28 protein-coding genes are annotated in these 25,840 nt (G+C 71.3%); 15 read left to right on the forward strand and 13 right to left on the reverse strand.

Going from position 1 to position 25,840, the window contains the following annotated elements; all coding sequences use genetic code 11:
* Positions 1-90: 90 nt before the first annotated feature.
* Positions 91-291 carry a DUF5999 family protein gene (locus AB0K10_RS21055; protein WP_007460326.1) on the reverse strand — a complete coding sequence of 67 codons (201 nt, stop codon included), beginning with the start codon at positions 289-291 and terminating at the stop codon, positions 91-93.
* 96 nt (positions 292-387) lie between these two features.
* On the opposite strand from AB0K10_RS21055, the gene AB0K10_RS21060 reads away from it, so the two are divergent.
* Positions 388-1,608, forward strand: coding sequence for a chorismate-binding protein (locus tag AB0K10_RS21060; protein ID WP_363686172.1), 1,221 nt, complete (start codon positions 388-390; stop codon positions 1,606-1,608).
* 31 nt (positions 1,609-1,639) lie between these two features.
* On the forward strand, positions 1,640-2,149 hold the full coding sequence (gene def, locus AB0K10_RS21065; RefSeq protein ID WP_363685829.1) for a peptide deformylase: 510 nt from the start codon (positions 1,640-1,642) through the stop codon (positions 2,147-2,149).
* 38 nt (positions 2,150-2,187) lie between these two features.
* Here def and AB0K10_RS21070 read toward each other — a convergent pair whose 3' ends face one another.
* Entirely contained in the window at positions 2,188-2,961 is a 774-nt protein-coding gene (locus AB0K10_RS21070; RefSeq protein ID WP_363685831.1) for a TSUP family transporter, read from the reverse strand.
* Between the two features lie 181 nt (positions 2,962-3,142).
* Here AB0K10_RS21070 and AB0K10_RS21075 point away from each other — a divergent pair, with 181 nt between their 5' ends.
* A complete protein-coding gene (locus tag AB0K10_RS21075; protein ID WP_363685833.1) occupies positions 3,143-3,922 on the forward strand; it encodes an endonuclease/exonuclease/phosphatase family protein in 780 nt (259 codons plus the stop codon).
* A gap of 69 nt (positions 3,923-3,991) precedes the next feature.
* Here AB0K10_RS21075 and AB0K10_RS21080 read toward each other — a convergent pair whose 3' ends face one another.
* Entirely contained in the window at positions 3,992-4,927 is a 936-nt protein-coding gene (locus AB0K10_RS21080; protein WP_363685835.1) for a zinc-binding dehydrogenase, read from the reverse strand.
* A 78-nt stretch (positions 4,928-5,005) separates the two neighbouring features.
* Between AB0K10_RS21080 and AB0K10_RS21085 the strand changes: the two genes are divergently transcribed.
* Positions 5,006-5,458 (forward strand): MarR family winged helix-turn-helix transcriptional regulator, encoded by a 453-nt coding sequence (locus tag AB0K10_RS21085; protein WP_363685837.1) that lies wholly within the window; start codon positions 5,006-5,008, stop codon positions 5,456-5,458.
* 32 nt (positions 5,459-5,490) lie between these two features.
* Here AB0K10_RS21085 and AB0K10_RS21090 read toward each other — a convergent pair whose 3' ends face one another.
* Positions 5,491-6,486 (reverse strand): tyrosine-type recombinase/integrase, encoded by a 996-nt coding sequence (locus AB0K10_RS21090; RefSeq protein ID WP_363685839.1) that lies wholly within the window; start codon positions 6,484-6,486, stop codon positions 5,491-5,493.
* Positions 6,487-6,542: 56 nt separating this feature from the next.
* Between AB0K10_RS21090 and AB0K10_RS21095 the strand changes: the two genes are divergently transcribed.
* Positions 6,543-7,379, forward strand: coding sequence for an AAA family ATPase (locus AB0K10_RS21095; protein ID WP_363685841.1), 837 nt, complete (start codon positions 6,543-6,545; stop codon positions 7,377-7,379).
* Here the strand turns inward: AB0K10_RS21095 and AB0K10_RS21100 are convergent.
* From AB0K10_RS21100 to AB0K10_RS21110, 3 genes are all read right to left on the reverse strand, one after another.
* Positions 7,313-8,104 carry an endonuclease/exonuclease/phosphatase family protein gene (locus tag AB0K10_RS21100; RefSeq protein WP_363685843.1) on the reverse strand — a complete coding sequence of 264 codons (792 nt, stop codon included), beginning with the start codon at positions 8,102-8,104 and terminating at the stop codon, positions 7,313-7,315. The genes AB0K10_RS21095 and AB0K10_RS21100 overlap by 67 nt on opposite strands.
* Before the next feature lie 394 nt (positions 8,105-8,498).
* Entirely contained in the window at positions 8,499-9,089 is a 591-nt protein-coding gene (locus AB0K10_RS21105) for a DinB family protein (RefSeq protein ID WP_363685845.1), read from the reverse strand.
* 54 nt (positions 9,090-9,143) lie between these two features.
* Complete coding sequence (locus AB0K10_RS21110; protein WP_363685847.1) at positions 9,144-9,866, reverse strand: alpha/beta hydrolase; 723 nt, start codon at positions 9,864-9,866, stop codon at positions 9,144-9,146.
* Positions 9,867-10,205: 339 nt separating this feature from the next.
* On the opposite strand from AB0K10_RS21110, the gene zwf reads away from it, so the two are divergent.
* The 3 genes from zwf (at position 10,206) to AB0K10_RS21125 (ending at position 13,232) form a co-directional block, all read left to right on the forward strand.
* Positions 10,206-11,585 (forward strand): glucose-6-phosphate dehydrogenase, encoded by a 1,380-nt coding sequence (zwf, locus tag AB0K10_RS21115; protein ID WP_363685849.1) that lies wholly within the window; start codon positions 10,206-10,208, stop codon positions 11,583-11,585.
* A 112-nt stretch (positions 11,586-11,697) separates the two neighbouring features.
* Positions 11,698-13,110: an OFA family MFS transporter gene (locus AB0K10_RS21120; RefSeq protein WP_363685851.1), complete on the forward strand. Its 1,413-nt coding sequence runs from the start codon at positions 11,698-11,700 to the stop codon at positions 13,108-13,110.
* Positions 13,107-13,232, forward strand: a complete 126-nt coding sequence (locus AB0K10_RS21125) for a hypothetical protein (RefSeq protein WP_363685853.1) — start codon at positions 13,107-13,109, stop codon at positions 13,230-13,232. The genes AB0K10_RS21120 and AB0K10_RS21125 overlap by 4 nt, the downstream gene beginning before the upstream one ends.
* A 33-nt stretch (positions 13,233-13,265) precedes the next feature.
* On the opposite strand, the gene AB0K10_RS21130 is transcribed toward AB0K10_RS21125, so the two are convergent.
* On the reverse strand, positions 13,266-13,994 hold the full coding sequence (locus AB0K10_RS21130) for an SDR family oxidoreductase (RefSeq protein ID WP_363685855.1): 729 nt from the start codon (positions 13,992-13,994) through the stop codon (positions 13,266-13,268).
* Between the two features lie 78 nt (positions 13,995-14,072).
* Here AB0K10_RS21130 and AB0K10_RS21135 point away from each other — a divergent pair, with 78 nt between their 5' ends.
* From AB0K10_RS21135 to AB0K10_RS21145, 3 genes are all read left to right on the forward strand, one after another.
* Positions 14,073-14,906 (forward strand): patatin-like phospholipase family protein, encoded by an 834-nt coding sequence (locus AB0K10_RS21135; protein WP_363685857.1) that lies wholly within the window; start codon positions 14,073-14,075, stop codon positions 14,904-14,906.
* A 45-nt stretch (positions 14,907-14,951) separates the two neighbouring features.
* A complete protein-coding gene (locus AB0K10_RS21140; RefSeq protein ID WP_363685859.1) occupies positions 14,952-15,413 on the forward strand; it encodes a peroxiredoxin in 462 nt (153 codons plus the stop codon).
* Positions 15,414-15,493: 80 nt separating this feature from the next.
* The gene (locus tag AB0K10_RS21145) at positions 15,494-16,183 is read left to right on the forward strand and encodes a hypothetical protein (RefSeq protein ID WP_363685860.1); all 690 of its coding nucleotides are present in this window, start codon (positions 15,494-15,496) and stop codon (positions 16,181-16,183) included.
* Between the two features lie 7 nt (positions 16,184-16,190).
* Here AB0K10_RS21145 and AB0K10_RS21150 read toward each other — a convergent pair whose 3' ends face one another.
* Complete coding sequence (locus AB0K10_RS21150) at positions 16,191-16,643, reverse strand: MarR family transcriptional regulator (RefSeq protein ID WP_363685862.1); 453 nt, start codon at positions 16,641-16,643, stop codon at positions 16,191-16,193.
* Between the two features lie 96 nt (positions 16,644-16,739).
* Between AB0K10_RS21150 and AB0K10_RS21155 the strand changes: the two genes are divergently transcribed.
* Positions 16,740-17,171: a hypothetical protein gene (locus tag AB0K10_RS21155; RefSeq protein ID WP_363685864.1), complete on the forward strand. Its 432-nt coding sequence runs from the start codon at positions 16,740-16,742 to the stop codon at positions 17,169-17,171.
* A gap of 37 nt (positions 17,172-17,208) precedes the next feature.
* Here the strand turns inward: AB0K10_RS21155 and AB0K10_RS21160 are convergent, their stop codons facing one another.
* The 4 genes from AB0K10_RS21160 to AB0K10_RS21175 all read right to left on the reverse strand — a co-directional run bounded on the left by AB0K10_RS21160 (position 17,209) and on the right by AB0K10_RS21175 (position 22,167).
* Complete coding sequence (locus tag AB0K10_RS21160; protein WP_363685865.1) at positions 17,209-18,402, reverse strand: hypothetical protein; 1,194 nt, start codon at positions 18,400-18,402, stop codon at positions 17,209-17,211.
* A 38-nt stretch (positions 18,403-18,440) separates the two neighbouring features.
* The gene (locus AB0K10_RS21165) at positions 18,441-19,631 is read right to left on the reverse strand and encodes a GNAT family N-acetyltransferase (protein WP_363685867.1); all 1,191 of its coding nucleotides are present in this window, start codon (positions 19,629-19,631) and stop codon (positions 18,441-18,443) included.
* 107 nt (positions 19,632-19,738) lie between these two features.
* On the reverse strand, positions 19,739-20,737 hold the full coding sequence (cydB, locus tag AB0K10_RS21170; RefSeq protein WP_363685869.1) for a cytochrome d ubiquinol oxidase subunit II: 999 nt from the start codon (positions 20,735-20,737) through the stop codon (positions 19,739-19,741).
* 14 nt (positions 20,738-20,751) lie between these two features.
* On the reverse strand, positions 20,752-22,167 hold the full coding sequence (locus AB0K10_RS21175) for a cytochrome ubiquinol oxidase subunit I (protein ID WP_363685871.1): 1,416 nt from the start codon (positions 22,165-22,167) through the stop codon (positions 20,752-20,754).
* Positions 22,168-22,319: 152 nt separating this feature from the next.
* Here AB0K10_RS21175 and AB0K10_RS21180 point away from each other — a divergent pair, with 152 nt between their 5' ends.
* The 3 genes from AB0K10_RS21180 to AB0K10_RS21190 all read left to right on the forward strand — a co-directional run bounded on the left by AB0K10_RS21180 (position 22,320) and on the right by AB0K10_RS21190 (position 25,839).
* On the forward strand, positions 22,320-23,093 hold the full coding sequence (locus AB0K10_RS21180) for a lysophospholipid acyltransferase family protein (protein ID WP_363686174.1): 774 nt from the start codon (positions 22,320-22,322) through the stop codon (positions 23,091-23,093).
* Between the two features lie 163 nt (positions 23,094-23,256).
* Positions 23,257-24,099 (forward strand): SDR family oxidoreductase, encoded by an 843-nt coding sequence (locus tag AB0K10_RS21185; RefSeq protein WP_363685873.1) that lies wholly within the window; start codon positions 23,257-23,259, stop codon positions 24,097-24,099.
* A 318-nt stretch (positions 24,100-24,417) separates the two neighbouring features.
* On the forward strand, positions 24,418-25,839 hold the full coding sequence (locus AB0K10_RS21190) for a sensor domain-containing protein (RefSeq protein ID WP_363685875.1): 1,422 nt from the start codon (positions 24,418-24,420) through the stop codon (positions 25,837-25,839).
* The last annotated feature ends 1 nt before the right edge of the window (position 25,840 follow it).

The raw sequence follows: 25,840 nt of genomic DNA on the forward strand, positions 1-25,840 counted from the left end.
CCGGCAGCCGCTGCGACCTGGGCTGCGACGTCCCGTACCGGGGGACTAGCCTGGGTCGACGGCGGCTAAGCGGTAACGCTGGGTGGTCGTTCAGGCCACGAGAGCGTGGCGGGCGGGGCCGCGGTGCGGTGCGATGCTGCTGCCGTCGGGGAGCAACTCGCCGGTGTCCTCGAAGACGATGACACCGTTGCAGAGCAGGCTCCAGCCCTGCTCACGGAAGCAGGCGAGGACCCGCGCGGCTTCCCGGTCGGTGGCTTCAGCGGAGGGGCAGGTCGGTTGGTGCTGGCACATCGGGTTCTCCGGACTGTGGGGGCACTGTGTCATGGTTCACATGACCAGTGACGCACAGTACCAAGCGAAAGTGTCCAGCATCGAGCAGGTGGCGGCCTGCCGCACGGGAAATCCACTGAACGGATGAGGAAGGTCGAACCATACGTCGTGGAAACGCTCCCACAGGTGCTGGTCAATGTGCCCGCCGCACCCCCCGCCTGCCGCGACACACTCGTCGAACGCACCCGCCTGCACTGGCACCGCACCGACGGCGGCGACCCCGCCGCACTCGCCGAGGACTTCCTCGCCGCGCACGGCCTGAACCTGCGCGACCTCACCCGCCCCACCACCGGCCACCACGACACCGGGCCCTGCGGCGCCGCCCTCTACCTCTCCGCCGCCGCCGGAGCGCTGCTCGCCGGCGCCCCCACCGGGGCACCCGAACCCGCCCCGACCCTGCCCGACCTCGCCGTCGTCATCTACGACCACGCCCCCACCCACAGCACACCACCGCCCCCACCCACACCCTGGTGGCTCGGCGAGTGGACCGAGAGCTGGACACCGCAGCAGCACGCCGCCGCCGTCGACGCCATCCACGCCGCCATCGCCCGCGGCGACATCTACCAGGCCAACCTCGTCGGCCACGCCAGCGCCCCCTACACCGGGGACCCGCTACCCGCCCTGCGCCGCCTCGGCGCGCTACCCGGCGCCCGCTACGGCGGCGTCCTCACCGGCGACACCTGGGCCATCGGCTGCGCCTCCCCGGAAACCCTCATCGAGCTCACCGACGGACACCTCATCACCCGACCCATCAAGGGCACCCGCCCCGCCACCCCCACCGGCCGCACCGAACTCCTCAGCAGCGCCAAAGAACGCGCCGAACACATCATGATCGTCGACCTGGAACGCAACGACCTCGCCCGCATCGCCCGCACCGGCACCGTCACCGTCGACGACCTGTTCACCGTCCGCCGCTGGTGCGACCTCTGGCAGGCCGAATCCACCGTCCGCGCCACCCCCGCCGACGGCCTCGGCCTCGCCGACCTGCTGCGCGCCACCTGCCCCGGCGGCTCCGTCACCGGCGCACCGAAACTCGCCGCCCTGACCCACATCGCCGCCGCAGAACCCGTCGGCCGCGGCGCCAGCATGGGCGCCCTCGGCTGGGTCACCCACGGCCACATCGACCTCGGCCTCACCATCCGCACCGCCGCCGCCGACGGCGAGCACCTGCACACCTGGGCCGGCGGCGGCATCACCTGGGACAGCGACCCCTACGCCGAAGTCGCCGAAGCCGCCGCGAAGACCACACCCATCCGCACCACCCTGGCCGGACACTGACCCCGCCGCCAACGGCGATACGCTGACCCCCATGACCATGCGGCCCATCCGGATCATCGGCGACCCCGTCCTGCGCACCGAATGCGACAAGGTCACCACCTTCGACGCCGACCTGCGCGCCCTGGTCACCGACCTGATGGACACCCTGCTCGGCGAACCCGGCCGCGCCGGCGTCGCCGCACCCCAGATCGGCGTCAGCGCCCAGGTGTTCGTCTACGACGCCGACGGCCACCGCGGCCACCTCATCAACCCCACCCTGGAACTCTCCGACGAAACCCAGGACGACGAGGAAGGCTGCCTGTCCATCCCCGGGCTGTACTTCCCGACCGTACGGGCCCTGCACGCCACCGCCCACGGCGTCGACCAGCACGGCGAACCCCTCACCATCACCGGCACCGGATTCCTCGCCCGCGCCCTGCAACACGAAACCGACCACCTGCGCGGCACCCTCTACGTCGACACCCTGCGCGGCGACACCCGCCGCCGCGCCCTACGCGAAATCCGCGCCGGCCGCTTCGACTCACCCAGCCGCCGAAGCTAGTCACCCCCACGTCACCTGCCGGCCCGGGCCCGCCTCCGTCAGCGGGCCACCCACTGGTCGTGACCCAACTTCGCGACCAACGCCAGCACCACCACCAGCAGCACCACCCGCACGAACCCCGAACCACGACGCAACGCCATCCGCGCACCCAACACCGCGCCCGCGATGTTGCACACCGCCATCCCCGCGCCCAGCAACCACCACACGTGCCCGGTCACCCCGAACACCACCAACGCACCCAGGTTCGTCCCCGCGTTGACCACCTTCGCCATCGCCGACCCGCGCACGAAATCCGCACCCACCAGCGCCGTGAACGCCAACACCAGGAACGTCCCCGTACCCGGGCCGATCAACCCGTCGTACAGCGCGATGCCCACCCCAGCCACGCCGACCGCCACCGCCACCCGCACCGGCGTACGCCGCCCCGGCACCGCCACCACCCCCAGGCGCGGCCGCAGCAGCACGAACACCGCCACCGACACCAACACCACCAACACCACCGGCCGGTACGCCGACGCCGGCACCGCCCCGGCCAACGCCGCACCCACCCCCGCGCTGACCACCGCCAACCCCGCCGCCGGCCCCACCACCCGCCAGTCGACAGTCGTCCGCCGCGCATACGTCACCGCCGCCGTCGACGTACCGAAGATCGCCGCCAACTTGTTCGTCCCCAACGCCGTAGCCACCGGCAACCCCGGCGCGGCCACCAACAACGCCGGCAACAACAGCAACCCACCACCGCCGACCACGGCGTCCACCCACCCCGCCGCAGCGGCGGCGACCAGCAACGTACTCAACGAAACGGCGTCCACGGGCGGCAATTCTCCCCACCGATTCACGGCCGACCCGCCCTCAAGTGGCCAGCCTCACCTCAACGACCCCGCGAACGCCGCAACCACACCCCCAACCCGCCCACCGCCACGAACACCAGCATCGAACACAGCAGCACCTTCACCACCCGGCAACCCTGCCACGGGGACGTAGGGTGCAGGAGTGCGCCTGGCCACCTTCAACCTGCTGCACGGCCGATCCCTCACCGACGGACTCGTCAACCCCGACCGACTCGCCGCCGCCATAGCCGCCCTCGACGCCGACGTCCTCGCCCTGCAGGAAGTCGACCGCGACCAACACCGCAGCGGCAACCACGACCTCACCGCCATCGCCGCCCACGCCCTCGACGCGCCACACCACCGCTTCGCAGCCGCCGTCGTCGGCACCCCCGGCGAACAGTTCCGCCCCCTCCGCCACGACGACGACGGCCACGGCGAACCCTGCTACGGCATCGGCCTCATAAGCCGCCACCCCGTCCGCAGCTGGCACATCACCCGCCTCACACCCGCACCCGTCCGCTCACCGATCTACGTCCCCGGCCCCGGCGGCGGCCTCATCCTGCTGCACGACGAACCCCGCGTCGTCCTCGCCGCCGTCCTCGACACCCCACACGGCCCCCTCACCGCCGCCGCGACCCACCTGTCGTTCGTCCCCGGCTGGAACGCCCGCCAACTCCGCCAGACCGTGCGCGCCCTCCGCGCGCTACCCGGCCCCCGCGTCCTGCTCGGCGACCTCAACCTGCCCGCCGGCCCGGCCCGCCTCATCTCCCGCTGGCGACCCCTGGGCCGACGCCCCACCTACCCCTCCGGGCAGCCCCGCGTCCAACTCGACCACATCCTCGCCGACCGGCACGCCCTCGCCCAGCTCCCACCCGTACGAGCCGTCACCGCCCCACCGTCCACCATCTCCGACCACCGCCCCCTGCTCGTCGACCTCGGCTGACCCGATACCGCCTCGCCGCGGCGCTGGAAACCCTGACCCGCTGAGCGGCGCGGGCGCTCGCTGCCGCGCTCAGGGGCGCAGAATCACCTTTCCGTGATTGACCCGCGCCTCGATGATCCGGTGAGCGGTCGCCGCATCCGACAGGGAGATCTCGGCGTGGATGGCGGCCCGAAGCTGCCCGGTGCGGTGCAGCTCCCACAGCCGCTCGTGGTGGCGGTCGTAGAGGCCCCGCCGGGTGCTGGCGAACCGCGCCATCGTGAGACCGGTGATGGTCTTCGACCCGGCGAGCAGGTCGAACGCCGGCACCGTACCGCCACCGGAGTTGAAGAAGATGAGCCGCCCACCCGGACGCAACGCGGCGACCGCGCGCGGGAGGAGGTCACCACCGACGGCGTCGAGGACGACATCGACCGGGTCGGCCCAGGGCTCATCGTGGTAGACGACGACCTCGTCGGCCCCGAGACCACGCACGAAGTCCGCCTTCTCCACAGTGCCGACGGCCGCCACGACGCGCGTGATTCCCTGGATCTTCGCCAACTGGACGGCGAGATGCCCCACGCCGCTGGCGGCGCCGGTGATCAGGACCGACTCGGCGGCGGTGATCTCCGCGCTGGCCAGCACCGCCAGCGCGACGTGTCCGCTTCGGACCAGCGCGGCGGCCTGCACACAGTCCGCGTGCTCGGGGATGCGGCTCGCGGTGAACGTCGGCACGACGACCACGTCGGCGTAGGCGTCCGCGAAGGCGAGAGCGGTCACCCGGTCGCCGATCGCGAAGCCACCGACCTGCGGGCCCACGGCGATCACCACACCGGCCACCTCCCCGCCCAGGGTCGCCGGCAGCGGACCGCGGTCGCCTTCTCCGCGAACCTTTCGTACGCCGGGGAGCGTGACACCGATGGCTTCGACGCGGATCAGCAGCTCTCCGGGGCCGGGACGAGGCTGGGGAACCTCCTCCACCCGCAGGACCTCCGGTCCTCCGTAGCGGTGATAGCGAATACTGCGCACAGGCACCTCCTATCGTTGGGGGTACCCAACGATAGGCGCTACTGTCGGGTGGACCCAACGATTAAGTAGTGTCCTGACATGGCCGACACCCCGTACGCCCCGGCACGCATCCGCGTGCTGCCAAGTTGGCTACTGGGCCGAGCCGCCGCCCGCGGCCACCGACTCGTCGCCGAGGCACTCACTCATGAGGGCATCCGCATGATGCACCACGCGGTGCTGGCCACTGTGGCCGAACTCGGACCGGTCTCGCAGGCCCAACTCAGCAGAACACTCGGCGTCGACCCCAAAGACATGGTTCCCATAGTCCACGACCTCGACACCCACGACCTGATCACTCGAGTCCCCGACCCCGCCGACCGGCGCAAGAACGCCATCTCCATCACACCCACCGGCACCCTCCTGCTGCGCCGCACCGAGAGGCTCGGCGAGCAGGCCAACGCCGAACTGACCGCCGCACTCACCCCCGACGAGCGTCAACAACTCGTACGACTCCTGACCCTCATCGTCTCGTCCAACCACCCGCCGGCATGACCCGCCGACACGCCCACCGTGTCGCCGCGCGCTCAGTCCTGGTTCACCAGCGACGCCAACACCCGATTGGTGCGATTGGCCCGCACCGCCTCACGCTGCTGCCCGGCCGTCACCTCGATGTACGTCTGCGACGACGCCAACGACGCGTGCCCCAACAACCGCATGATCTCCGCCGCGCTCGCCCCGTCCTCGGCCAACCGCGTCGCGAACGTGTGCCGCAACGCGTGCAACCGCGCCCCACGCGGCACCCGGTCACCGATCCCCGCCCGCCGATAACACGACTCCACCAGATACTGCAGACCACCACGGCGTAGCGGCTCGCCCTGCCGGTCCACCAGCAACGCCGAGTCGGGGCGCACCGACCGCGACCCGAAACGCCGACGGCGACTGTCCAGGTAGTCCGCCACCACCCGGTCCAGATCAGCCTCGATCGGCACCACCCGCGGACGCCCGCCCTTGCCCGCCACCTCGATGCGCCGCTCACCCGGCCGACCCGCCAGCGAACCGACCCGCAGCGCCAACAACTCCGACAGACGCAGCCCCGCGCACAGCGCCACCGCCACCACCGCCACGTCCCGCTCCGGCCACGGATCACGCTGCCGGCCGTCGTCACGGGCAACCGACGCGAGCAGCACCTCGGGGGTGTCCGCACCGCGCAGCGGCTTCGGCTGGGGGAGCAGCGCCCGGGGCCGACCGACCGCCGGCATCGGATTGCCCGCCACCACCTGATCGGCCACCAGGAACGTGAAGAAACTGTTCCAGGTGGACCAGGCGCGGTGCACCGACGCGGGCGCCCGAGGCGCGGCGAACCGGGCGAAGGCCGCCCGCAGCACGCGGGGGGAGAGGTCGGTGATCGACAGCGCGTCGAGGGGGAGGGGAGTGGCGTCATCGTCGGCCACCAGCGCGGCCACCGCGTGCAGATCCCGCCGGTAGGCCGCCAGGGTGTGCGGGGAGGGCTTGCGGGTCGCCCGGGCGGTCAGGAACTCCTCGATCAGCACCACGAGCGATTCGTCCTTTTTGTCATGCATAAGGGATATTATGCAGCATTTTCGCGTTGCCCGGAAGGGGTGCAAGGGGGGAGAGGATGCCCGAACTCCGGCGGTACGTCCTGACCGGAGCACCAGGCGCCGGCAAGACCACGCTCATCGAGGCGCTGCGCCGCCAGGGTCACGTCACCGTGCGGGAGGCCGCCACCGACATCATCGCGGCGCGCCAGGCGCAGGGGTGCGCCGAGCCGTGGCGCGAGCCCGGGTTCGTCGACGCGGTGGCCGCCCTGCAGCGCCGCAGGCAGTTCGACGCCGATCAGCGCATCGACTCCCACGCCGAGCGGACGAGATCTTGGACAGTTTCCGTCATCGCTGAACGGAAACTGTCCAAGATTGGCTTCCGGCGAGACGCTCCTGGGCGGGGGTGCGTGCAACTCCATGACCGGTCGCCGTTGTGCACGCTGGCGTTGGCCCGGTATCTGGGCAGGCCGGTCGGTCCGGTGCTCGCCGCCGAGGTGGACCGCGTCGCACGGCAGCGGACCTACCAACGCTCGGTGTTCGTGATCGGCCCGCTGGGCTTCATCCGGCCCACGGCCGCGCGCCAGATCGGCTACGCCGAATCGCTGGCCTTCGCCCGAGTGCACGAGCAGGTGTACGAGGCGTACGGGTACCGCCTGGTCCACGTGCCGGCCGGACCGGTGCCGGAGCGGACCGCCCTGATCGAGAGGTGCCTGTCCACGCTCGACGGGAGGCCCCGATCTCGCCTAACTTTACATAATGTGCATTATCGAATCGGGTCCGGCGTCGGCCCGGCCGCAACTATGCTCGGCTGGCCGACGCCGGACCCGCGGCGCCGTGGTGGCAGCGATCAGGTCACGCTGCACACCGGACGTGGGCCCTCGGCCAACGTGACGTCGCTGATGACGATCCGGTGATCCCGGGTCGGTGTGTACAGCAGGCACTGCCGTGAATTGATCCCGCGGTGAAGGATGTAGTCGAACTTGGCGTCGCGCGTCTCGGGAAGTGTCCTGTTGCAGCGGGCATCCCTGGTCGACCGACAGTACGGGTCGACGTCGGAGAACCCGGCCCGCCAGATCGGGGTCATGACGGACGTGATCCACGGCCGAGTGTTGAAATCACCAAGAACCAGCGCGCGACGGTACGGCCGTGTGGCGACCGACAGCTCCCGCGCCTGCAGCCGGCGCAGATCTTCGTAACCGGGCGCGCTGAGATGGGTGTTGAACACCCGGACCCACTGCCCGTCGATTTTCGTGCTGAACGACTGGATGCCGCGCGCCTCGAGCCAGCCTTCGTCCTCGCTGTAGCCCTTGCGGTTGTGCGCTCTGACAACGGTGCCCTTGGCGTAGAGGATCGCGGTGCCCAGACGACTCGCGCAGCCAGGGTTCAGTGCGGACAGGCCGCTGCGGTAGCTGTACTCCAGGCCAATCTGCCGGAGTTGTCGTACGGCCTCGCTCACCTCGTCCAGGCAGGACTCCTGCAACGCCACCACCTGCGGCCGGAAACGACGCACCTGTTCCACGAGCGACTCCGGGGTGCCGAGCCCCTGTCCGTTGGTGTTCCACGTCATGAACCTGTTGGGGATCGCCGCCAGTGAACTCGGCGGGGCGGCGGCGAGCGCGGGGGCAGCCAGGCCGGCCACCGTCAGCAGGCCGACCAGGCCGGCTGTTATCGCACGCCGTGTGATGCCATTGATTGTTGCCATTGACTCCCCTGCCCTGATCAGATCTGGGCCGGCTGCGTCACCGCGTCCTCGTCGAGGGTCTGACAGGCGGGCGATCGTGCCGGACGGACATCCCCGGCCGCGGTGGTCGTGCGGCGTCGCACGTACTGTGCGCTGTCGGGTGCCTCCCACTGTGTTGGTGTGCCGCGTCGTACGACAAGAGGCGGTGCCTGTTCCGAACAGGACGGGATGGTCTGGGCTGGTCACCGGCGTGTTCGAACGTGTTCGGAACGGTCACCGCGTATCCGTTGGCCCTCTCCCCTGCATTCACTGGGTTCCGCGCAGCCAGTCCTGGGTGAGGGGCCGCAGGTGGTCATTCGAAGTGGTCGGCCAGCTTTCGCAGCTTGCTGACGTACGTCGGCCAGTCGTACCCGTCGGGGATGCTGGCGCTCCCCCGCTGCCAACCGATCGCGCCGTCGTGCTGCTCGCGCATGATGTCGGCGTGACCGGCGTGCCGGGCGATGTCGCAGGTCACGTGCGCGATGACCCGGTGCAGCGTCACGTCCTGGTGGCCGGGCCGCCACCAGGGCACCTGCCCGGGCGCGTCGAGCGGCAACTGATCGATCGTCTCGTCCGCGAACACCGCGACGCGGCGGTACAGGTCGATCAGGCCGTCCTTCGTCTCGTCCTCGCGGGCGTACCAGTCGACCTGCGGGTCGTCGTCGAACGCCTCCAGGGCGACCAGTTCCTCGGGCGCCGAGAAGTGCCGTCCGAAGGTGAGCCCGAAGTAGGCGGCTTCGACGTTGAGGCAGTGTTTGACGACTCCGAGCAGGTTGTTGCCGGTGGCGGTGCGGGGCGTTCTGGCCTCGCGTTCGCTGAGCCCGTCGAGCTTCCAGAGGAGGTCGTCGCGGTTCCTGCGCAGGTAGTAGTGCAGCGCGGCCTTCATATCGTCGAGGTCAGCCATGCCCGCCATTGTGGCGTACGGACTGGGCCGGGGTGTGCCGTGGTGAGGGTGGGGTCAGCGCGCCCGGCGCAGCCAGTTCTGGGTGAGCGCGCGCAGCAGCGCCGGTTGTTCGTAGGGCAGGTAGTGCCCGGCCTCGTCGATGACGGTGTAGGTGCCGTGGGGGTAGCGGCGCATGGCGTGGAACTGGTCGGTGTAGCCGACGATGTGGTCCTGTCGGCCGGTGAGCACGCTGACGGGGCCGTCGTACGGGGTGTCGGTGGTTTCGTCGGGGAGCGCGTATTCGGGGCTTGTGCGCAGGGTTTGTTGGAAGGTGTCGTCGCCGGGGCCGCCGGAGCGCAGGGCGGCGAGGACGGTGGCGACGACGGTTGGGGTGCGGTGGCCGAGCGCGGTGTCGAGGTGGGTGCGCAGGTGGGTGGGGGCGTCGTCGAGCCAGCCGGTGGGTCCCGGGGGTGGGCGGTGGTCGGGCAGGGTGCGGCTGGCCGGTGCGATGGTGACGCCGGGGCAGACGAGCAGGAGGCCGCGGACCAGGTCGGGTCGTTGGCGGGCGATGCCGGCGGCGAGGTAGGCGCCGTAGGACGCGCCGGCGAGGAGGACGGGTGCGTCGGTGTGGTGGTCGAGCCAGGCGCAGACGGTGTCCAGCAGGGCCTGGGAGGTGGGTGGGCAGGTGGCGGGGGTGTCGCCGTGGCCGGGTAGGTCCAGGTATGTCTCGCGCAGGTTGGCGTCGGCGAGGGCGGGGCGGAAGGCGGCAGCCGTGGCGGCGCGGGTCGTGGCGAACATCGGTAGGCACACCACGTCGGGGCCTGTTGCGGTGCTTCGGTCGACTGCGAGGTCCATTGCGGGGTCCTCCCCTGGTGCGCGGAGCGTCGCTGCGCGTCTTCTGGTGTGGCGGATACGCGGGACGGGGTGGAGCGTCGGGGTTTGCGGGCTTTAGGATGATCGAGATTGTTCGATCAGGTTGGAGCGTTGCCCGCGTCACGCCTGGTCGGTGAGCCTTTTCAGGGTGTGCGCCGTCGCTGTCGCCGACCTCACGTGCGTCGTTGCCGGGGAATTCTTCCAGTGGGGCGTGCGGTTGTCCGTTCGGAAGATCAGGTTTCCACATGATCGGATGGAAGTGCCATGCCCGTGCGCTCAGACGCGGTAGTGCTGTTCGGCGTGACAGGTGATCTCGTCTCGAAGAAGCTTTTTCCGGCGCTGTACGAGTTGACCCGACGTGGCCGTCTCGATGTTCCGGTGATCGGGGTGGCCCGCTCCCCCTGGGATGATCAGCAGTTGGTCGCGACGGCCCGTAAGTCGGTGGCCGAGGCGAGTGACGAGGTGGATGACGAGGCGTTCGACGTCTTGGCGGGCAATCTGTCGATGATCTCGGGAGACTACGCGGACCCGGTGACGTATCAGCGGCTGGCGGAGCGTCTGGGCGACGCCGAGCGGCCGGTGTTCTATCTGGCGATTCCGCCGATGGTGTTCGGTTCGGTGGTGCAGGGGTTGGCGGCGGTCGGGCTGGCCGATCGTGGTCGGGTGATCGTGGAGAAGCCGTTCGGGCGGGACCTGGCGTCGTCTGCGGAGTTGGATCGGACGTTGCGGGGGGCCTTCGATCCGACGCGGGTGTTCCGGATCGATCACTACTTGGGCAAGGAGGCGGTGGAGGGTCTGTACGCGTTCCGGTTCGCGAATCGGTTGTTCGAGCCGTTGTGGAACAGCGAGCACATCGACAACGTGCAGGTCACTCTCGCCGAGGGGTTCGGCACGCAGGGCCGGGCCGGGTTCTACGACACGGTGGGCGCGACTCGTGACGTGTTGCAGAACCACATTCTCCAGGTGGTCGCGTTGATCGCGATGGACGCGCCGGAGAGTGACGACACGGACGCGTTCCGGGAGGCGGAGGCGGCGGTGTTGCGGCAGATCGCGCCGTTGTCGCCGGAGTTCACGGTGCGGGGGCAGTACGCGGGCTACCGCGACGAGCCGGGTGTCGCGCCGGATTCGAACACGGAGACGTTCGTGGCGACGCGGTTGACTGTCGATTCTCCCCGGTGGGCGGGTGTGCCGTTCTATTTGCGGACGGGTAAGTCGTTGCCGGGGACGGCGACGGAGGTGGTGGTCGAGTTCAAGAAGCCGCCGCGTTCGTTGATCCCCGCCGCGGGTGGGGTGGCGGCGCCGGCGAATCTGCTGCGGTTCCGGTTGGGTCGTGGGGACGGCATCACGATGTCGATTCAGGCGAAGAGCCCGGGTGCGGAGGTGGCGAGCCGTCCGGTTGACCTGTCGGTGGACTTCGGGGCGGCGTTGGGTCGTCGTCAGGAGGCGTACGAGCGGTTGCTCGACGATGCGATGGACGGGCAGCATCTGCGTTTCGCCCGGGCGGAGACGATTCGGCAGGAGTGGCGGATCGTTGAGCCGATCCTGGATCTGTCGACGCCGGTGCGGGCGTACGACAGGGGTAGTTGGGGTCCGGCGGAGGCCGAAGCGTTGGCGGGTGGCTGGCACACCCCGAACCTGGGCTGAGTGACCGCTCAGCTCACCGGAGGGACCGTCCGGCGACGGTGAGGTTTGCCGCCAAGGCGCGGTGTGGGCATGTGGAGGGTGTCTCACGTCCTCGTCGGAGAGGAAGCAGCGCATGCTTTCCGCACTCGATCGTCGGCACACCGTGGCGCCGCCCGGCTACAGCCGGTGGCTCATTCCCCCGGCGGCGTTGGCCATCCATCTCTGCATCGGCCAGGTGTACGCCACAAGCGTCTACAAGAACTCGTTGATCGCGCACTTCGACACCGGTCAGACGGCGATCGGGGTGATCTTCAGTATCGCGATCGTGATGCTGGGGTTGTCCGCCGCGGTGGCGGGGACGTGGGTGGAGGCGAACGGGCCGCGTAAGGCCATGTTCGTGTCGGCCTGTTTCTGGGCGGCGGGTTTCCTGGTGGGGTCGCTGGGCATCGCCACGAAGCAGCTGTGGCTGCTGTATCTGGGCTATGGCCTGCTCGGCGGCATCGGTCTGGGCATCGGGTACATCTCCCCCGTCTCGACGCTGATCAAGTGGTTCCCGGATCGGCCGGGTCTGGCCACCGGTTTGGCGATCATGGGGTTCGGTGGTGGTGCGATGGTGGCCTCTCCCCTGTCGCGGCAGCTGCTGTCGTTCTACGACCCCGCCTACGACCCGTCGAATGCGGGGTCGACGGCGTCGGGCAGCGCGTTGGTGTGGCTGTTCGTGACGCTCGGCCTGGGCTACTTCGTGATCATGATGTTCGGGGTGGCGAACGTGCGGGTGCCGGCCGACGATTGGCGTCCGGCGGGCTTCGATCCGGCGGCGGTGGCGGCGAAGCCGCTTGTCACCACGGCGAACGTGTCGGCGGCCAACGCGGTGAAGACCCGTTCGTTCTGGCTGCTGTGGGTGGTGCTGTTCTGCAACGTGACGGCCGGTATCGGCATCCTGGAGCAGGCCAGTCCGATGATTCAGGACTTCTTCCGGGACAACGGCACGTCGGCGGTGTCGGTGGCGGCGGCCGGCGGGTTCGTGGGTCTGCTGTCGCTGTTCAACATGGCGGGCCGGTTCGTGTGGTCGTCGACGTCGGACGTCATCGGCCGCAAGCCGATCTACCTGGTGTACCTGGGTGTGGGCATGGTGTTGTACGCGCTGCTGGCCCTGTTCGGGCAGACGGCGACGGCGCTGTTCGTGTTGTTCGCCTGCGTGATCCTGTCGTTCTACGGCGGCGGGTTCGCCACGGTGCCGGCGTATCTACGGGATCTGTTCGGCACGTATCAGGTGGGTGCGATCCACGGGCGGCTGCTGACCGCGTGGTCGGCGGCGGGGATCGCCGGGCCGCTGATCGTGAACGGGTTCCTCGACGCGCAGGGCAAGCCGGGCACGTTGACAGCGGCGGCGTACCGGCCGGCGCTGTTCACGATGGTGGGCGTTCTCGCGGTGGGTTTCGTGGCGAACCTGCTGGTGCGGCCGGTGCCCGAGCGTTACCACGAGCCGGCGGCGCAGCAGGGTGTGGACGAGGACGAGGCGGCGCTGAGGAGTGGTACGCGATGAGTGACGACGGTCGGCAGGGGCAGCAGGCCCGGTTGTGGATTTCCTGGCTGGTGGTGGCGGTGCTGCTCGGCTACGGGGTCGTGCAGACGGTGATCACGGCGGCGAAGCTGTTCACGCACTGAGGGTGTGAGCCGGGGCGTCGTGCGCGCCCCGGCTCACAGGCCGCCGGAGACGCGCAGGACGGTGCCGGTGGCGTAGGAGGCGTCCGGGCTGAGCAGCCAGGCGATGGCGGCGGCGATCTCGTCGGGTTCGCCGGCGCGGCCCAGCGGGATGCGGCCGGCGGCGCTGTCGGCGCGGTCGGGTACGCCGGAGTCGGCGTGGATGTCGGTGCGGATGAGGCCGGGGGCGACGGCGTTGACGCGGATGCCGCGCGGGGCGAGTTCCTTGGCCAGGCCGACGGTGAGGGTGTCGGTGGCGGCCTTGACGGCGGCGTAGTGGACGTACTCCCCCGGGCTGCCGAGGGTCGCGGCGGCCGAGGACACGTTGACGATGGCGCCGCCGTCGGTGAGGCGGCGGGCGGCCTGCTGGGCGCAGAGGACGTACCCGATGAGGTTGACGTCGACGACGCGGCGCAGGTCGTCGACGCGCAGGTCGGTGAATGGGCCGATGGGGCTGGTGACGCCGGCGTTGTTGACAAGTCCGGTGAGTGGGCCGAGCTGCGCGGCGGCGTCGAACAGGGCGGCGACCTGGTCGGGGTCGGTGGTGTTGGCGCGGACCGCGATGGCCTGCGTGCCGGCCGCGTGCAGGTCGGCCAGGACCGCTGCGGCGGCGGTGTCGTCGCGGCGGTAGCACAGGGCGAGGTGGTGCCCGGCGGTGGCGAGTCGGCGGGCGGTGGCCGCGCCGATGCCGCGGCCGCCTCCGGTGATGACGGTGACGGGTGCCACGAATGCCTCCGGGCTGCCGGGTGGGTGGGGCCGACGTTACCGTGACCGGCGCGGGTCGGTCGTCGAGAGGAGGGTCACATGCGGCGGGCGTTGGTGCTCGGCGGTGGCGGGGTGACCGGGGTGGCATGGGAGTTGGGACTGCTGGCCGCGTTGGCCGAGCGGGGTGTGGCGGTCGCCGAGGCCGATCTGGTGGTGGGCACGTCGGCGGGTTCGGTGGTCGGCGCGCAGGTGCGCTCGGGGGTGCCGCTGCGGGGGTTGTACGAGGAGCAGTTGGCGCCGCCGACGGGTGAGACGGCGGCGCGGTTGGGGTTGTGGGTGGTGGCGCGACTGCTGTGGGCCGGTGGCCGTACGCGTGACGCGGTGCGGTCGAGGGCGCGTATCGGGGCGATGGCGGTGGCGGCGCGTACGCCGTCGGAGGCGTCGCAGCGGGCGGTGATCGAGGCCCGGTTGCCGGTCCGGGAGTGGCCGCGGCGGCGGCTGCTGGTGACGGCTGTCGACGCGGCGTCGGGTGAGTTCGTGGTGTTCGAAGGCACCGACGGGGTGTCGTTGGTGGACGCGGTGGGCGCGAGCTGCGCGGTGCCCGGGGTGTGGCCGCCGGTGACGATCGGGGCGCGTCGTTTCGTCGACGGTGGGATGCGCTCGAGCGTGAACGCGGACCTGGCGGCGGGCGCGCGGCGTGTGCTGGTTCTCGCGCCGACGTCGGCGTCGTTCGGGCCGATGCCGCGGCTGGCGGCGCAGGTGGCCGAGCTGGAGGCGGCCGGGTCGCGGGTGGTGGTGGTGACGCCGGACGCGGCGGCGCGTGCGGCGATCGGCCGCGACGTGCTGGATCCGGCGCGGCGGGCCGGCGCGGCGCGGGCCGGTTGGGCGCAGGCGGCGACGGTGGCCGACGAGGTGCTGGCCCTCTGGGTGTGATCGCTTACGCTCACCGCGCGTTCGATCGGACAACGGAGGTGCGCGGTGGCGGGTGTGGGTGTCGGCGATGTCGTGGAGGACTTCGAGCTGCCGGATGAGACGGGGACGCCGCGGCGGCTGTCGGAGTTCCTGGCGGCGGGTCCGGTGGTGCTGTTCTTCTATCCGGCGGCGATGACCCGGGGGTGCACGGCGGAGAGCTGTCACTTCCGGGACCTGGGCGCGGAGTTCACGGCGTTGGGCGCGTCGCGGGTGGGCATCAGCCGTGATTCGGTGGCGAAGCAGGCGGAGTTCTCGACGCTGCACGGTTTCGACTATCCGTTGCTCTCGGATTCCGACGGGGCGGTGGCGCGGGCGTTCGGGGTCAAGCGGCGGGTGCCGCTGGGGCCGTTGAGCACGAAGCGGATGACGTTCGTGATCGGCGCGGACCGGCGGGTCATCGAGGTGATCCACAGTGAGGTCAGCATGAACGACCACGCGGACCGGGCGCTGCGGGCGCTGGGCGGCTAGGCCCTGACCCCCTTGCGGCGGGTGTCGCAGGCGGCTGGTATCAAGACAGCAATCAAACAGGTGTACGGAAGAGGGTTGTGATGGATGCCGGCCAGGGTTTGTCCACTGACGAGGTGCAGAGCATCCGGGAGGCGTTGGCGGCCGGTCGTAAGCCGCGGGTGGTGTTCACCGCGTCGGCGGGGCAGATCGCCGGTCAGGTCGGTCAGGTCGTCGAGCTGACCGATCCCGAGGTGTCCGACGAGTTCGTGGTGGTGCGTTTCGGCCGCGACGAGTTGCCGTTCTCCCCCGCCGATCTGGCGGTGGCGCCCAAGGGCGCGGGTCGTCGGGTGGCGGAGCCGAAAGCGGAGCCGGAGCCGCCGGCGGCGCCGGTGGTGGCCGAGCCGGAGTTCGTGTTGGACACGCCGCGGGTGCCGGCGCAGCGACAGGAGGAGCCGAAGGTGGAGCAGGCGGAGAAGGCGACGCCGGCGCGGCGGGCGGTCAAGGCCGTCAAGCCGAAGGGGCCCGCGGGCCTCACGGTGACGCTGGCGTACGCCGACGGCGAGTGGACTGTCGCCGCGCAGCAGGGCAGCAAGGCCCTGGCGAAGCCGTACGTGGTGAAGCCGGCGGAGGCGTTGAAGATGGTGGCGCTTGTCGACGTGCCGGGTGTGCAGGAGGCGGTGGAGCAGATCCTCGGCACCGAGCGGGCCGAGGCGGAGCAGCAGGCCGAGAAGCTGCGCGCGGAGTTGGCCGAGATCGAGGCGCGGCTGGCGGAGTTGCGCGAGGCCCGCTGAGCGGTGCTCAGCGTCGGGTGTGGTGGTCCAGCAGCCGGGTGAGCAGTCGGGTCAGCTCGACGCGTTCGGCGGTGGACAGGGGGGCGAGCAGGTCGTCCTGTGCGCGGGTGACGGTGTCGGTCATCCGGTGGGCCTCGTCGGCGCCGCTGTCGGTGAGGCTGATGACGTTGCGGCGGCGGTCGGCCGGGTCGGGGGCGCGGACGACGAGTCCCCGACCGGCCAGGTCGTTGACGGCGGCCACGACGTCGCTGCGGTCGATGCCGCAGCGGCGGCCGAGGTCGGCCTGGCTGGCGGGGCCGTCCTCGGCCAGCGCGGCGAGCAGCCGGTAGTGGTAGCCGCGCAGGTCGTGGGCGGCGAAGCCCTCGGCGAGTAGGCGGCCGGCGTGGCTGGCGGTCTGGTTGAGCAGCCAGCTCGGTGTGGTGCGCAGCCCGGCGGGTGACTGCGGGGCGGTGGCGTCCATGGGCGGGAGCCTAACAGGAATCGTTGGCGCGACCCACGAACCATGTTACGTTGGCTCTACCAACGTTGGTTAGGCCAATGTTTTCCAGGAGGCGTCATGTCCACTCCCACCCTCACCGGCCAGGCCATCGGCCAGGCCCACTACGCCACCCGGGCGCTGCTCGAACGGGCCGCCGCGCCCCTCGGCGTCAACTTCGGCCAGGTCCTCGCCCTCAACGTCCTCGCCGCCGGCCCCGTCGAGGCGGCTCACCTCGTGCGCCGGATCACCAGCACCCTCAAGGTCGACGAACCGGCCGTGCGCGAGATGATCGCCAGCCTCGCCGACGCCGACCTCGCGCACCTCGACGAGGCGTCCGTGCGACTCACCGACGTCGGGCGCGCCACGCAGGCCCGCATCGCCGACGCCGTCGCGGGCATCACCGCCCGGCTGTACGGGGACATCCCTGCCGACGAGGCCAGCGCCGCCGCCCGGGTGCTCACTCTGATCACCCAGCGAGCGAACGCCGAACTGGCGGCGAACCCCACCTGACCGGCGCGATCCTCATCTTGACGGCCGCCGTAGCCGCTCAGGCGAGCTGGTTCATGCTGGCCCGGACCCGCAGCCAGGACGGGTCGCCTGTGGAGTGTTCGGTGACCGTTTCCAGGTCGCCCGCCTGCCAGGTCCGTGTCCCGTCGGTGAGGTCAAGGTGGTCCATGTCCAGGTCGGCGGCCTCGGAGGTGCCGGCGAGGAACTCGGTCACCGCGGCCGTGGCCGCCTCGCTCGGGGCGGCACTGCCCACCGACAGCAGCACAAGCTCGCCGTCACGGCCCGCGACGAGGAGTGCACCGGTGGCGGTGGCCGTCAGCGCGGTGACCGCGGACCCGGGCAGCACCTGGTGCTCGGTCACCTGCTCCCCGTCGATCGTCAGCTCGACGACGACACCCTCGGGTGTCCCGATCCAGAGGACGCCGGGCACCGGCCCGAACACCACGTTGTGGCGGGACCAGGAGTTCATCTCGTCCAGCCACTCCTGCGGGTACGGGTACCCCGGGCAGGGCCGCCCGAGGGTCATGCCGAGGACGCGGCGCAGCGAGGGGAACTCGAAGACCTCGAGGGAGTTGTCGTAGGCGTTCCCCCGCACCGCGAAGTGCCGCCCGTCCGGGCTGAAGGTCGGAGCCTCGTAGCCGTCGCAGTCGAGGATCAGCGCTCGGCGCAGCGGCCGCAGTACGGGCCCGGAGTCTCGGGCGAAGAGCACCAGCGTGGCACCCTGATCGCTGTTCAGGGTGGACACGAGACCACCCCCCGGATGCCCCACGATCCCGGTGTCCCATCCTGGCCCGATGGAGGTTGCCCCGGAGGCGAGGTCGCGCGCGATGGAGCTCTCCCAGCCCTCCTCCCCGCCGGCGGGTGACAACCAGAGCGTCCGACCGTCCGGGCTGAAGGCCACTTCCCGGTACTCACTCGGCGGCAGGCCGTCGATCGCCGAGGTTGCGGTGGGTGTCCAGCAGGTCGTGCCGGTGCCAACCGCCACCACCAGCAGCGGCTCGCTCGGATGCCAGGTGGCAGACGGTGTCAGCCGGTCCCGGTCATAACCGATGGCGTCGTCGTAGACAGCCGAATCCGCGCCCACGATCCCGACCTCACGCACCTGCCCGTCGCCGTACTCCCAGATCCGGATCGTCGGACGTTCGGCGTCCCACCCGGCCACCAGCGGCAGGCGGGGGTGGCCGAGCAGCCGCTCCACAGGCGCGCCGGAACGGACCTGCGCCAGAATTTCCATCGGCACACCGTACCGGGCAGCTGTCAGCACGCCGCCGGTCAGAAGTAGTCGAGCAGCTGCGCCGGACCGCCGGCGCCCAGCAGGTCCAGGGCGTCCGGCTCGACACCGGTGGCGTGCAGCAGACCCGCCTGCGCGACCGACCGGGCGCGGGCGGCCCCGGCGTAGAGCATGGCGAAACCGCGTACGTCCAACCGCAGGTCCGGCGCGGAGTCGATCCGGGTCAGCTCGGCGGCGCCGTCGACGACCGTCAACCGCCACGTGCCGGTGTTCCACTCGGCGAGCGCGTCGGTGAGGGTGAAGTCGACGACACCCCGGGCGTGGGCGGGCCAGCCGCGCTCGGCCACCGCCCGGACGACGTCCACCGGCCGGTGCATCCACAGGTCCCGCTCGTGGTCACGTGCCGCCTCCAGCGGCAGGACGGCGCTGACGGCGTCGCCGTCGAGCGGGCACAGTCGCAGCGTCGGTGCGACGCTGGCCCAGCTGGCGAGCACTCCGACGAGTTCGCGGGCCGCTTCGGCGGTGGTGGCGAGGGCCTCGTCGACGGTGAGCACCGAGTCCGCGCCGTAGCCGCTGCCCCGCTGCCAGGTGGCGTAGCCGACCAGGTCGCTTGCGGCCTCGACGAGTGTGAGCCCGTCGCCGGGCAGACCCCGGTCGGCGGCGAAGTGGTCGAACAGCTCACCCCGGCGCGTCAGCATGCCGTTGCGGTGTCGGGTGACGCGCTCGTAGAGGGCGGCGACGGCGGGCAGGTCGGCGGGTGTGCCGGCGCGGACCGTCAGGTGCGGGGAGGGCCGGTGCCGGGGCAGCGCGGCGGTGGCCAGGTCGACGGTACGCAGCACACCGGCGGTCTCCCACCCGCAGGCCCGGTACGGGGCGGCGACGGTCGGGTACAGGGCGCTGACCGCCGCGCCGCGCTCGCGGGCGCCGCGTAGCAGGGCGGTGAGCAGGGCACGGGCCACGCCGCGACCCCGGGCCTCGGGGGCGACCGCTACTCCGGCGACATCGGCGGCCGGCACCGTCCGACCCGACCACCACTGGTCGTGGTGCAGGTCGACGGCCTTGCCGACGAGCCGACCGCTGGCGTCGAACGCGCCGTGGCGGGTCATGCCGGGCACCGCGACGGTGGTGCTGGCGGGTCGCTCCGAGGTCGAGCCGAACGCGAACCGGCCCAGCTCCCAGGCGGCGTCGAGGTCGGCGAGGTCGAGTTCACGAACGTGCACGGCGGCGGGCATCGGCACACCCTAGCGAGAACGCGGCGGTGTGATCGACGCGATATCGCCGACGTCGCGGTGTCCCCTGCGCGGGATCCCGCAACGTCGCCGATACGGTGCCCACCCGGTCAGTGCTGCGGGATGTTGGCCACGCCGATGCGCTTGCGGAACACCCAGTACGTCCAGGCCTGGTAGCCCAGCACGACCGGAGTGAAGATCACCGCCACCCAGGTCATGATCTTCAGGGTGTAGGGGGTGGACGCGGCGTTGGTGGCCGTCAGCGTGCCCGCCGCGTCCAGGGTGGACGGCAGCACGTTCGGAAACAGCGCCGCGAACAGGGTCGCCACGGCCAGGCCGATCGCCACGGCGGTGCCGGTGAACGCCCAGCCCTCCCGGCGTACCCGGGCGGCGGCCAGCGCGCCGAGCAGAGCGAGGGCCGCGCCGACGGCGAGCACGACGGCGGCCGCGCTGGAGCGGATGCTCAACGTCCACGTGAGGAACCCGACCGCGAGCACGGCGGCGCCGACACCCAGGCGCACCGCGAGGGCGCCCGCGCGCTCGCGGATGTCACCGGTGGTCTTCAGGGCCAGGAACACCGCGCCGTGGGTGGCGAACAGCGCCAGGGTCGTCGCGCCACCCAGCAGGGCGTACGGGTTGAGCAGGTCCAGCAGGCCGCCGACGTACTCGTGGTCGGCGTCCAGCGGCACACCGCGCAGGATGTTGGCGAAGGCGACGCCCCACAGGATCGCCGGCACCACCGAGCCGACCACGATCGCCGTGTCCCAGCGGCGCTTCCAGGACGCCTCGGGGCGCTTGTGCCGGTACTCGAAGGCCACGCCCCGGGCGATCAGGGCCAGCAGGATCAGCAGCAGCGGCAGGTAGAACCCGGAGAACAGGGTGGCGTACCACTCGGGGAACGCGGCGAACATGGCGCCGCCGGCGGTGATCAGCCACACCTCGTTGCCGTCCCAGACCGGGCCGATGGTGTTGATCAGGACGCGGCGCTCCCTGTCGTCGCGGCCCAGGACGGGCAGCAGCATGCCGACGCCGAAGTCGAAGCCCTCCAGGATGAAGTACCCGGTGAACAGCACGGCGACGAGGAGAAACCAGATGGTGGTCAGGTCCACGATGGGCTCCGGGATCAGTAGGCGAAGGCGAGCGGACGCTCGGCGTCGTCGTGGGTGTCGTCGATGGGGTGCTCCTCGCTGACGTCGGGCACGCCGGCCCTGGCGTAGCGCAGCAGCAGCTTGACCTCGATCACGGCGAGGGTGGCGTAGATCAGCGTGAAGGCGGTGAACGAGGTGAGCACCTCGGCCAGCGAGACGCTGCGGGACACGCCGTTGCGGGTGAGCATCTCGCCGAAGACGATCCACGGCTGGCGGCCCATCTCGGTGAAGATCCAGCCGAAGGAGTTGGCCAGCAGCGGCAGCACAGGCATGGCCAGCCCGGCACGCAGCAGCCATTTGCTGCGGGGGGTGCGGCCCTTGCGCTGGCTCCACAGCACCAGCAGTGCGATCGCACCGGCGGCCAGCCCGAAGGCGACCATGAAGCGGAAACTCCAGTAGGTGACCGGGATGATCGGGGTGTAGCTGCCCGCGCCGTACTGGGTGGCGTACTGGGCCTGCAGGTCGTTGATGCCGTGCACGGTGCCGTGCGGGTCGCCGGTGCCCAGGTACGACAGCAGGTAGGGGATCTTGAGGGCGAACACCTCGCGGCTGCCGTCGAGGCTGCCGATGGTGAGCACGGAGAACGAGGCGGGGCTCTCGGTGGTGTAGAGGCCCTCGGCGGCGGCCATCTTCATCGGCTGCACGTCCGTCATGATCTTGCCCTGGATGTCGCCTGTGAACAGCACTGCCGCGGAGGCGACCAGCACCACCCAGGAGCCGAACTTGGTGGCGAAGCGGTACGCGCCGGCGTCGGCGGAGTCGCGGTGGCGGATGACGTGATAAAGGCCGACCGCGACGATCAGGGACCCGGCGACCAGGAAGGAGCCGGCCAGGGTGTGCGGGAAGGTGATCAGGGCGACCTTGTTGGTCAGCACGGCCGGGAAGTCGGTCAGTTCGGCGCGGCCGCTGTCCGGGTTGATCCGGAAGCCGACCGGGTTCTGCATGAACGAGTTGGCCGCGAGGATGAAGTACGCGGACAGGTTGGTGCCGATCGCGGCGGCCCAGATGCTGGCCAGGTGCGCCCGCTTGGGCAGCCGGTCCCAACCGAAGATCCACAGGCCGATGAAGGTGGATTCGAGGAAGAACGCGACGAGCGCCTCGATGGCCAGGGGCGCGCCGAAGATGTCACCGACGAAGCGGGAGTAGTCGCTCCAGTTCATGCCGAACTGGAACTCCTGCACGATGCCGGTGACCACGCCCATGGCGAAGTTGATCAGGAAGAGCTTGCCGTAGAACTTGGTGAGCTTGAGGTAGCGCTCGTTGCCGGTGCGGTGCCACATCGTCTGCAGGATGGCCACCAGCACCGACAGGCCGATGGTCAGCGGCACGAAGAGAAAGTGGTAGACGGTGGTGACACCGAACTGCCAGCGGGCAACGTCCAACGCGTCCACCTGAGAACCCCCTGCCATTCGTACTACCAGACGTAGTAAATACTACTGCTCGTCGTAGACGCTTGGGTGGCCCGACACCGCCCGCAGCCATGACCCTGATCACCCCGACCCGACCTCGCGACCACCCCGCCGCGTGCGACGATGGCGCGCTGATGGACACCGCACACTCCCCCTGGCAGCCGCCGCCGATCTGGCGAGGCGCCCTCCTGCTGGCCCGCGCCCTGGTCGGCCTGCTCGCCCGCCTCGAGGTCACCGGCGACGTCCCCGCGCACCTGCGCCGCGGTCCCCTGGTACTGGCCGCCAACCACATCAGCCCGTTCGACCCGGTGGTGATGGTCGCCGCCTGCCAGACCCGCGGCATCGCCCCGCGGATCATGGCGACCGCCGGGCTGTTCCGCGTCCCGGTGCTCGGCGCCGCCATGCGGCACGCCGGGCACATCCGGGTCGACAGGGGCACCAGCGCCGTGCACCGGGCCCTCGACGACGCCGCCACCGCCGTCGCGGCCGGCTCGGTGATCCTCATCTACCCCGAGGGACGCATCGGCCTGGACCCCGGCATGTGGCCCGAACGCGGCAAGACCGGCGCCGCCCGACTCGCGCTGGCCTGCGGCGCCCCCGTCATCCCGGTCGCCCAATGGGGCGCACACGAGGTGCTGCCCTACCGGGCGCCGAAGGGCATGCTGCGCGGCGTCGCCCGCGCGCTGTGGCGCCGCCCGGTGATCCGGGTGCACTTCGGCGCGACCGTCGACCTGGGCGAGACGGCGGCCGCGAACCCCGGCGCCGCCCGCCGGGCCACCGACCGGATCGTCGACGCGCTCACCGACACCCTCGCCCCACTGCGCCCCGACGAACCCGAGCGGCCCCGCCACGTCGACCCCGGCCGCCCCGCCGACACCAGCCGGGCGCACCGCCGCCGCTCAGCCTGACGCAGACTCCGAGATCAACTCGGCTTCCTGGAAACCGGGGCCTCAACAGCCGCGGACACCGCGCTTTTCAGGAAACCGAGTCGATCACCAACCGTGCCCTTAACCTGTTGCGGCGGGGTCCAGGAGCGAATCCGCCCGCAGCCCCGCGACGAAAGGCAGACGCATGAGCGAGCAGACGGTGTTGATCACCGGAACGTCCACCGGCATCGGGCTGGAGATCGCGCTCGCCTGTGCCAGCGCCGGCTGGCGCACCGTCGCCACCATGCGCGACGTGGCCCGCGCCGACCGGCTGCGCGAGGCCGCCAGCGCCGCCGGGGTCGCCGACCTGATCGACGTACGCCCACTCGACGTCACCGACCCGGCCGCGGTCGACGGCTGCGTCGAGGACGTGATCGGCGCGTACGGCCGACTCGACGCCGTGGTCAACAACGCCGGCGCCGGGCACGTCGGCACCCTGGAACAGGACACCGTCGACGACGTCCGGGCCGTCATGGAGGTCAACTTCTTCGGCGTCCTGCACGTCAGCCGCGCCGCCCTACCCCACCTGCGGGCCAGCCGGGGCCGCCTCGTGACCGTCTCCAGCGTCGGCGGGATCGTCGGGCAGCCGTTCAACGAGGCGTACTGCGCGGCGAAGTTCGCCGTCGAGGGGTACATGGAGTCCCTCGCCCCGCTCGCCGCCACCACCGGCGTACGGGTCACACTCGTCGAGCCGGGCGCGGTGGCCAGCGAGTTCGTCACCAACATCGCCATCGACGCCGACGCCGCCATCGCCGCCGCCGGGCCGTACGGGCCGGCGCTCCGCGCATACCTGGCCCGCACCGGGCAGGCGTTCGCCGCCGCGCAGTCCCCCGCCGACGCCGCGGCGGTGGTGCTCGCCGCGCTGACCGACCCGACGCCGCCGGTGCGGGCGCAGACCTCCGACGGCGCCCGACAGTTCGTCGGAGTCAAACTCGCCGACCTCGACGGCGCCGCGGTCGCCCGGCTGACCAGCGGCTGGCTGGCCTGACGCCAAGAGGGCGACAAACGCCGGAAGCCGACGTGCACGCCACCGCCGACCACCGTCCGCCCGCGTCGGCCGGTCTGGGGGAAATCCCCCAGTGCACGACGGCTGCCAGCCGGCTTCTGCGCGGACAACCGCGCGCCTAGCGTCATCTCTCGTGCCGCCGACGGACACACGACGATCGCAGGACCCGGGCCCGCGACGTCACCCGGCGACACGAACCGATGGCCGGTGTGCGGTGCCCGTACGCCGTGGTCGCACCGGCCGTCGGCGGTTGGGACGCGTGGGCAGGAGGCCGGGCGGGCGGCGAGGAGGATGACGGGCATGGGCCTTCCGGTACGCGCGCCGAGCGCGGGCCTGCCGCCGGACGACCGCCGGCAGGGCAGGCGTTCGTGGCGGGGCGACCGCGCGGCGGCCGTGGCCCCGTTCCGAAAGCGTGCGGGCCGCGAGCTGGTGTTCTGCGTCGCCGGGCTGCCGTTCATCGTGCTCAACCCGGTGGCACTCTTCGTTGTCGCGGTGGACCTGAGCTGGTTCGTCAGCAATGGCGGGCGGGACAACCCCACCCCGACCGACCTGGCCATCGCCGTCGTCAGCGTGGGATCGCTGGCCGTGCTGCTGGTCTCGACGACGGCGGCCCGCAGGCTCGGCGCACTGCACCGCATGCTCGCGGCCCGGCTGCTCGGGGTGCGGGTCGCGGCACCGCCGCCGGTGCGCGCGAGCCCCGCCGGTCGGACCTGGCCCGGCTCCCGCGACGGGGCCGGTTGGCGGGTCGTCGGCTATCTGCTGGCCAAGCTGCCGGCCAGCCTGATCGAGCTGTACGCCCTGTTCTTCTGGATCGGCGGGCTGGTCAACCTGAGCTACCCGCTGCTGTGGGGGGCCTTCCGCAACCACCCGCCGGAGGTCCGACTGGACCCGGTGCCGGTGTTCACGCCGTTCGGGTTGTTCGGCGACGGCACGTTCCGCGTCGCGACCCTCGGCGGCACGTTCGCCGCCGCCGCGTCGGGAGCGGCGATGCTGCTGGCCGCGCCGTGGGTGACCAGAGCCGCCACGTCCGCCGATGCCTGGCTGATCCGAGGTCTGCTCGGGCCGGGGCCGCTGGCGCAACGGGTCCACGAGCTGGAGCTGAGCCGGGCATCAGCGGTGGACGACTCTGCCGCCCTGCTGCGCCGGCTCGAACGCGACCTGCACGACGGCGCGCAGATCCGGCTGGCCACGCTGGCCATGAACCTCGGCATGGCCCGCCGCAAGCTCGGCGACGGCGACGAGGTCGCGGACGCCGCCGCCGTCCGCGAGTTGGTCGACGCCGCGCTGCGCAACGCCAAGGACGCCCTCGGCGAACTGCGCGCTCTGACTCGCGGGATCCACCCGCCGGTGCTCGACTCCGGGCTGCCCGACGCCCTCGCCTCGCTGGCCGCCGACAGTGCGATCCCGGTCGAGCTGGAGATCGGCATCCCGGTCCGGCCCACCCCCGCGATCGAGAGCATCGCGTACTTCTGCGCCGCCGAACTACTGGCCAACGCCGCCAAGCACAGCTTCGCGAACACCATCGCCCTGCGGGTGACAGGCGGGCCCGGAGTGCTGCGGCTCAGCGTCGCCGACGACGGCACCGGCGGCGCCGACCCGAACCGGGGCACCGGCCTGTCCGGGCTGGCGCAACGGGTCGCCGTGGTCGACGGCACGCTGAGCATCGCGAGCCCGCCCGGTGGCCCGACGACGATCACCGTCGAGCTTCCCCTGCGCGCATGAG

The organism is Micromonospora sp. NPDC049274 (assembly GCF_040678875.1).
GTDB lineage: Bacteria > Actinomycetota > Actinomycetes > Mycobacteriales > Micromonosporaceae > Micromonospora.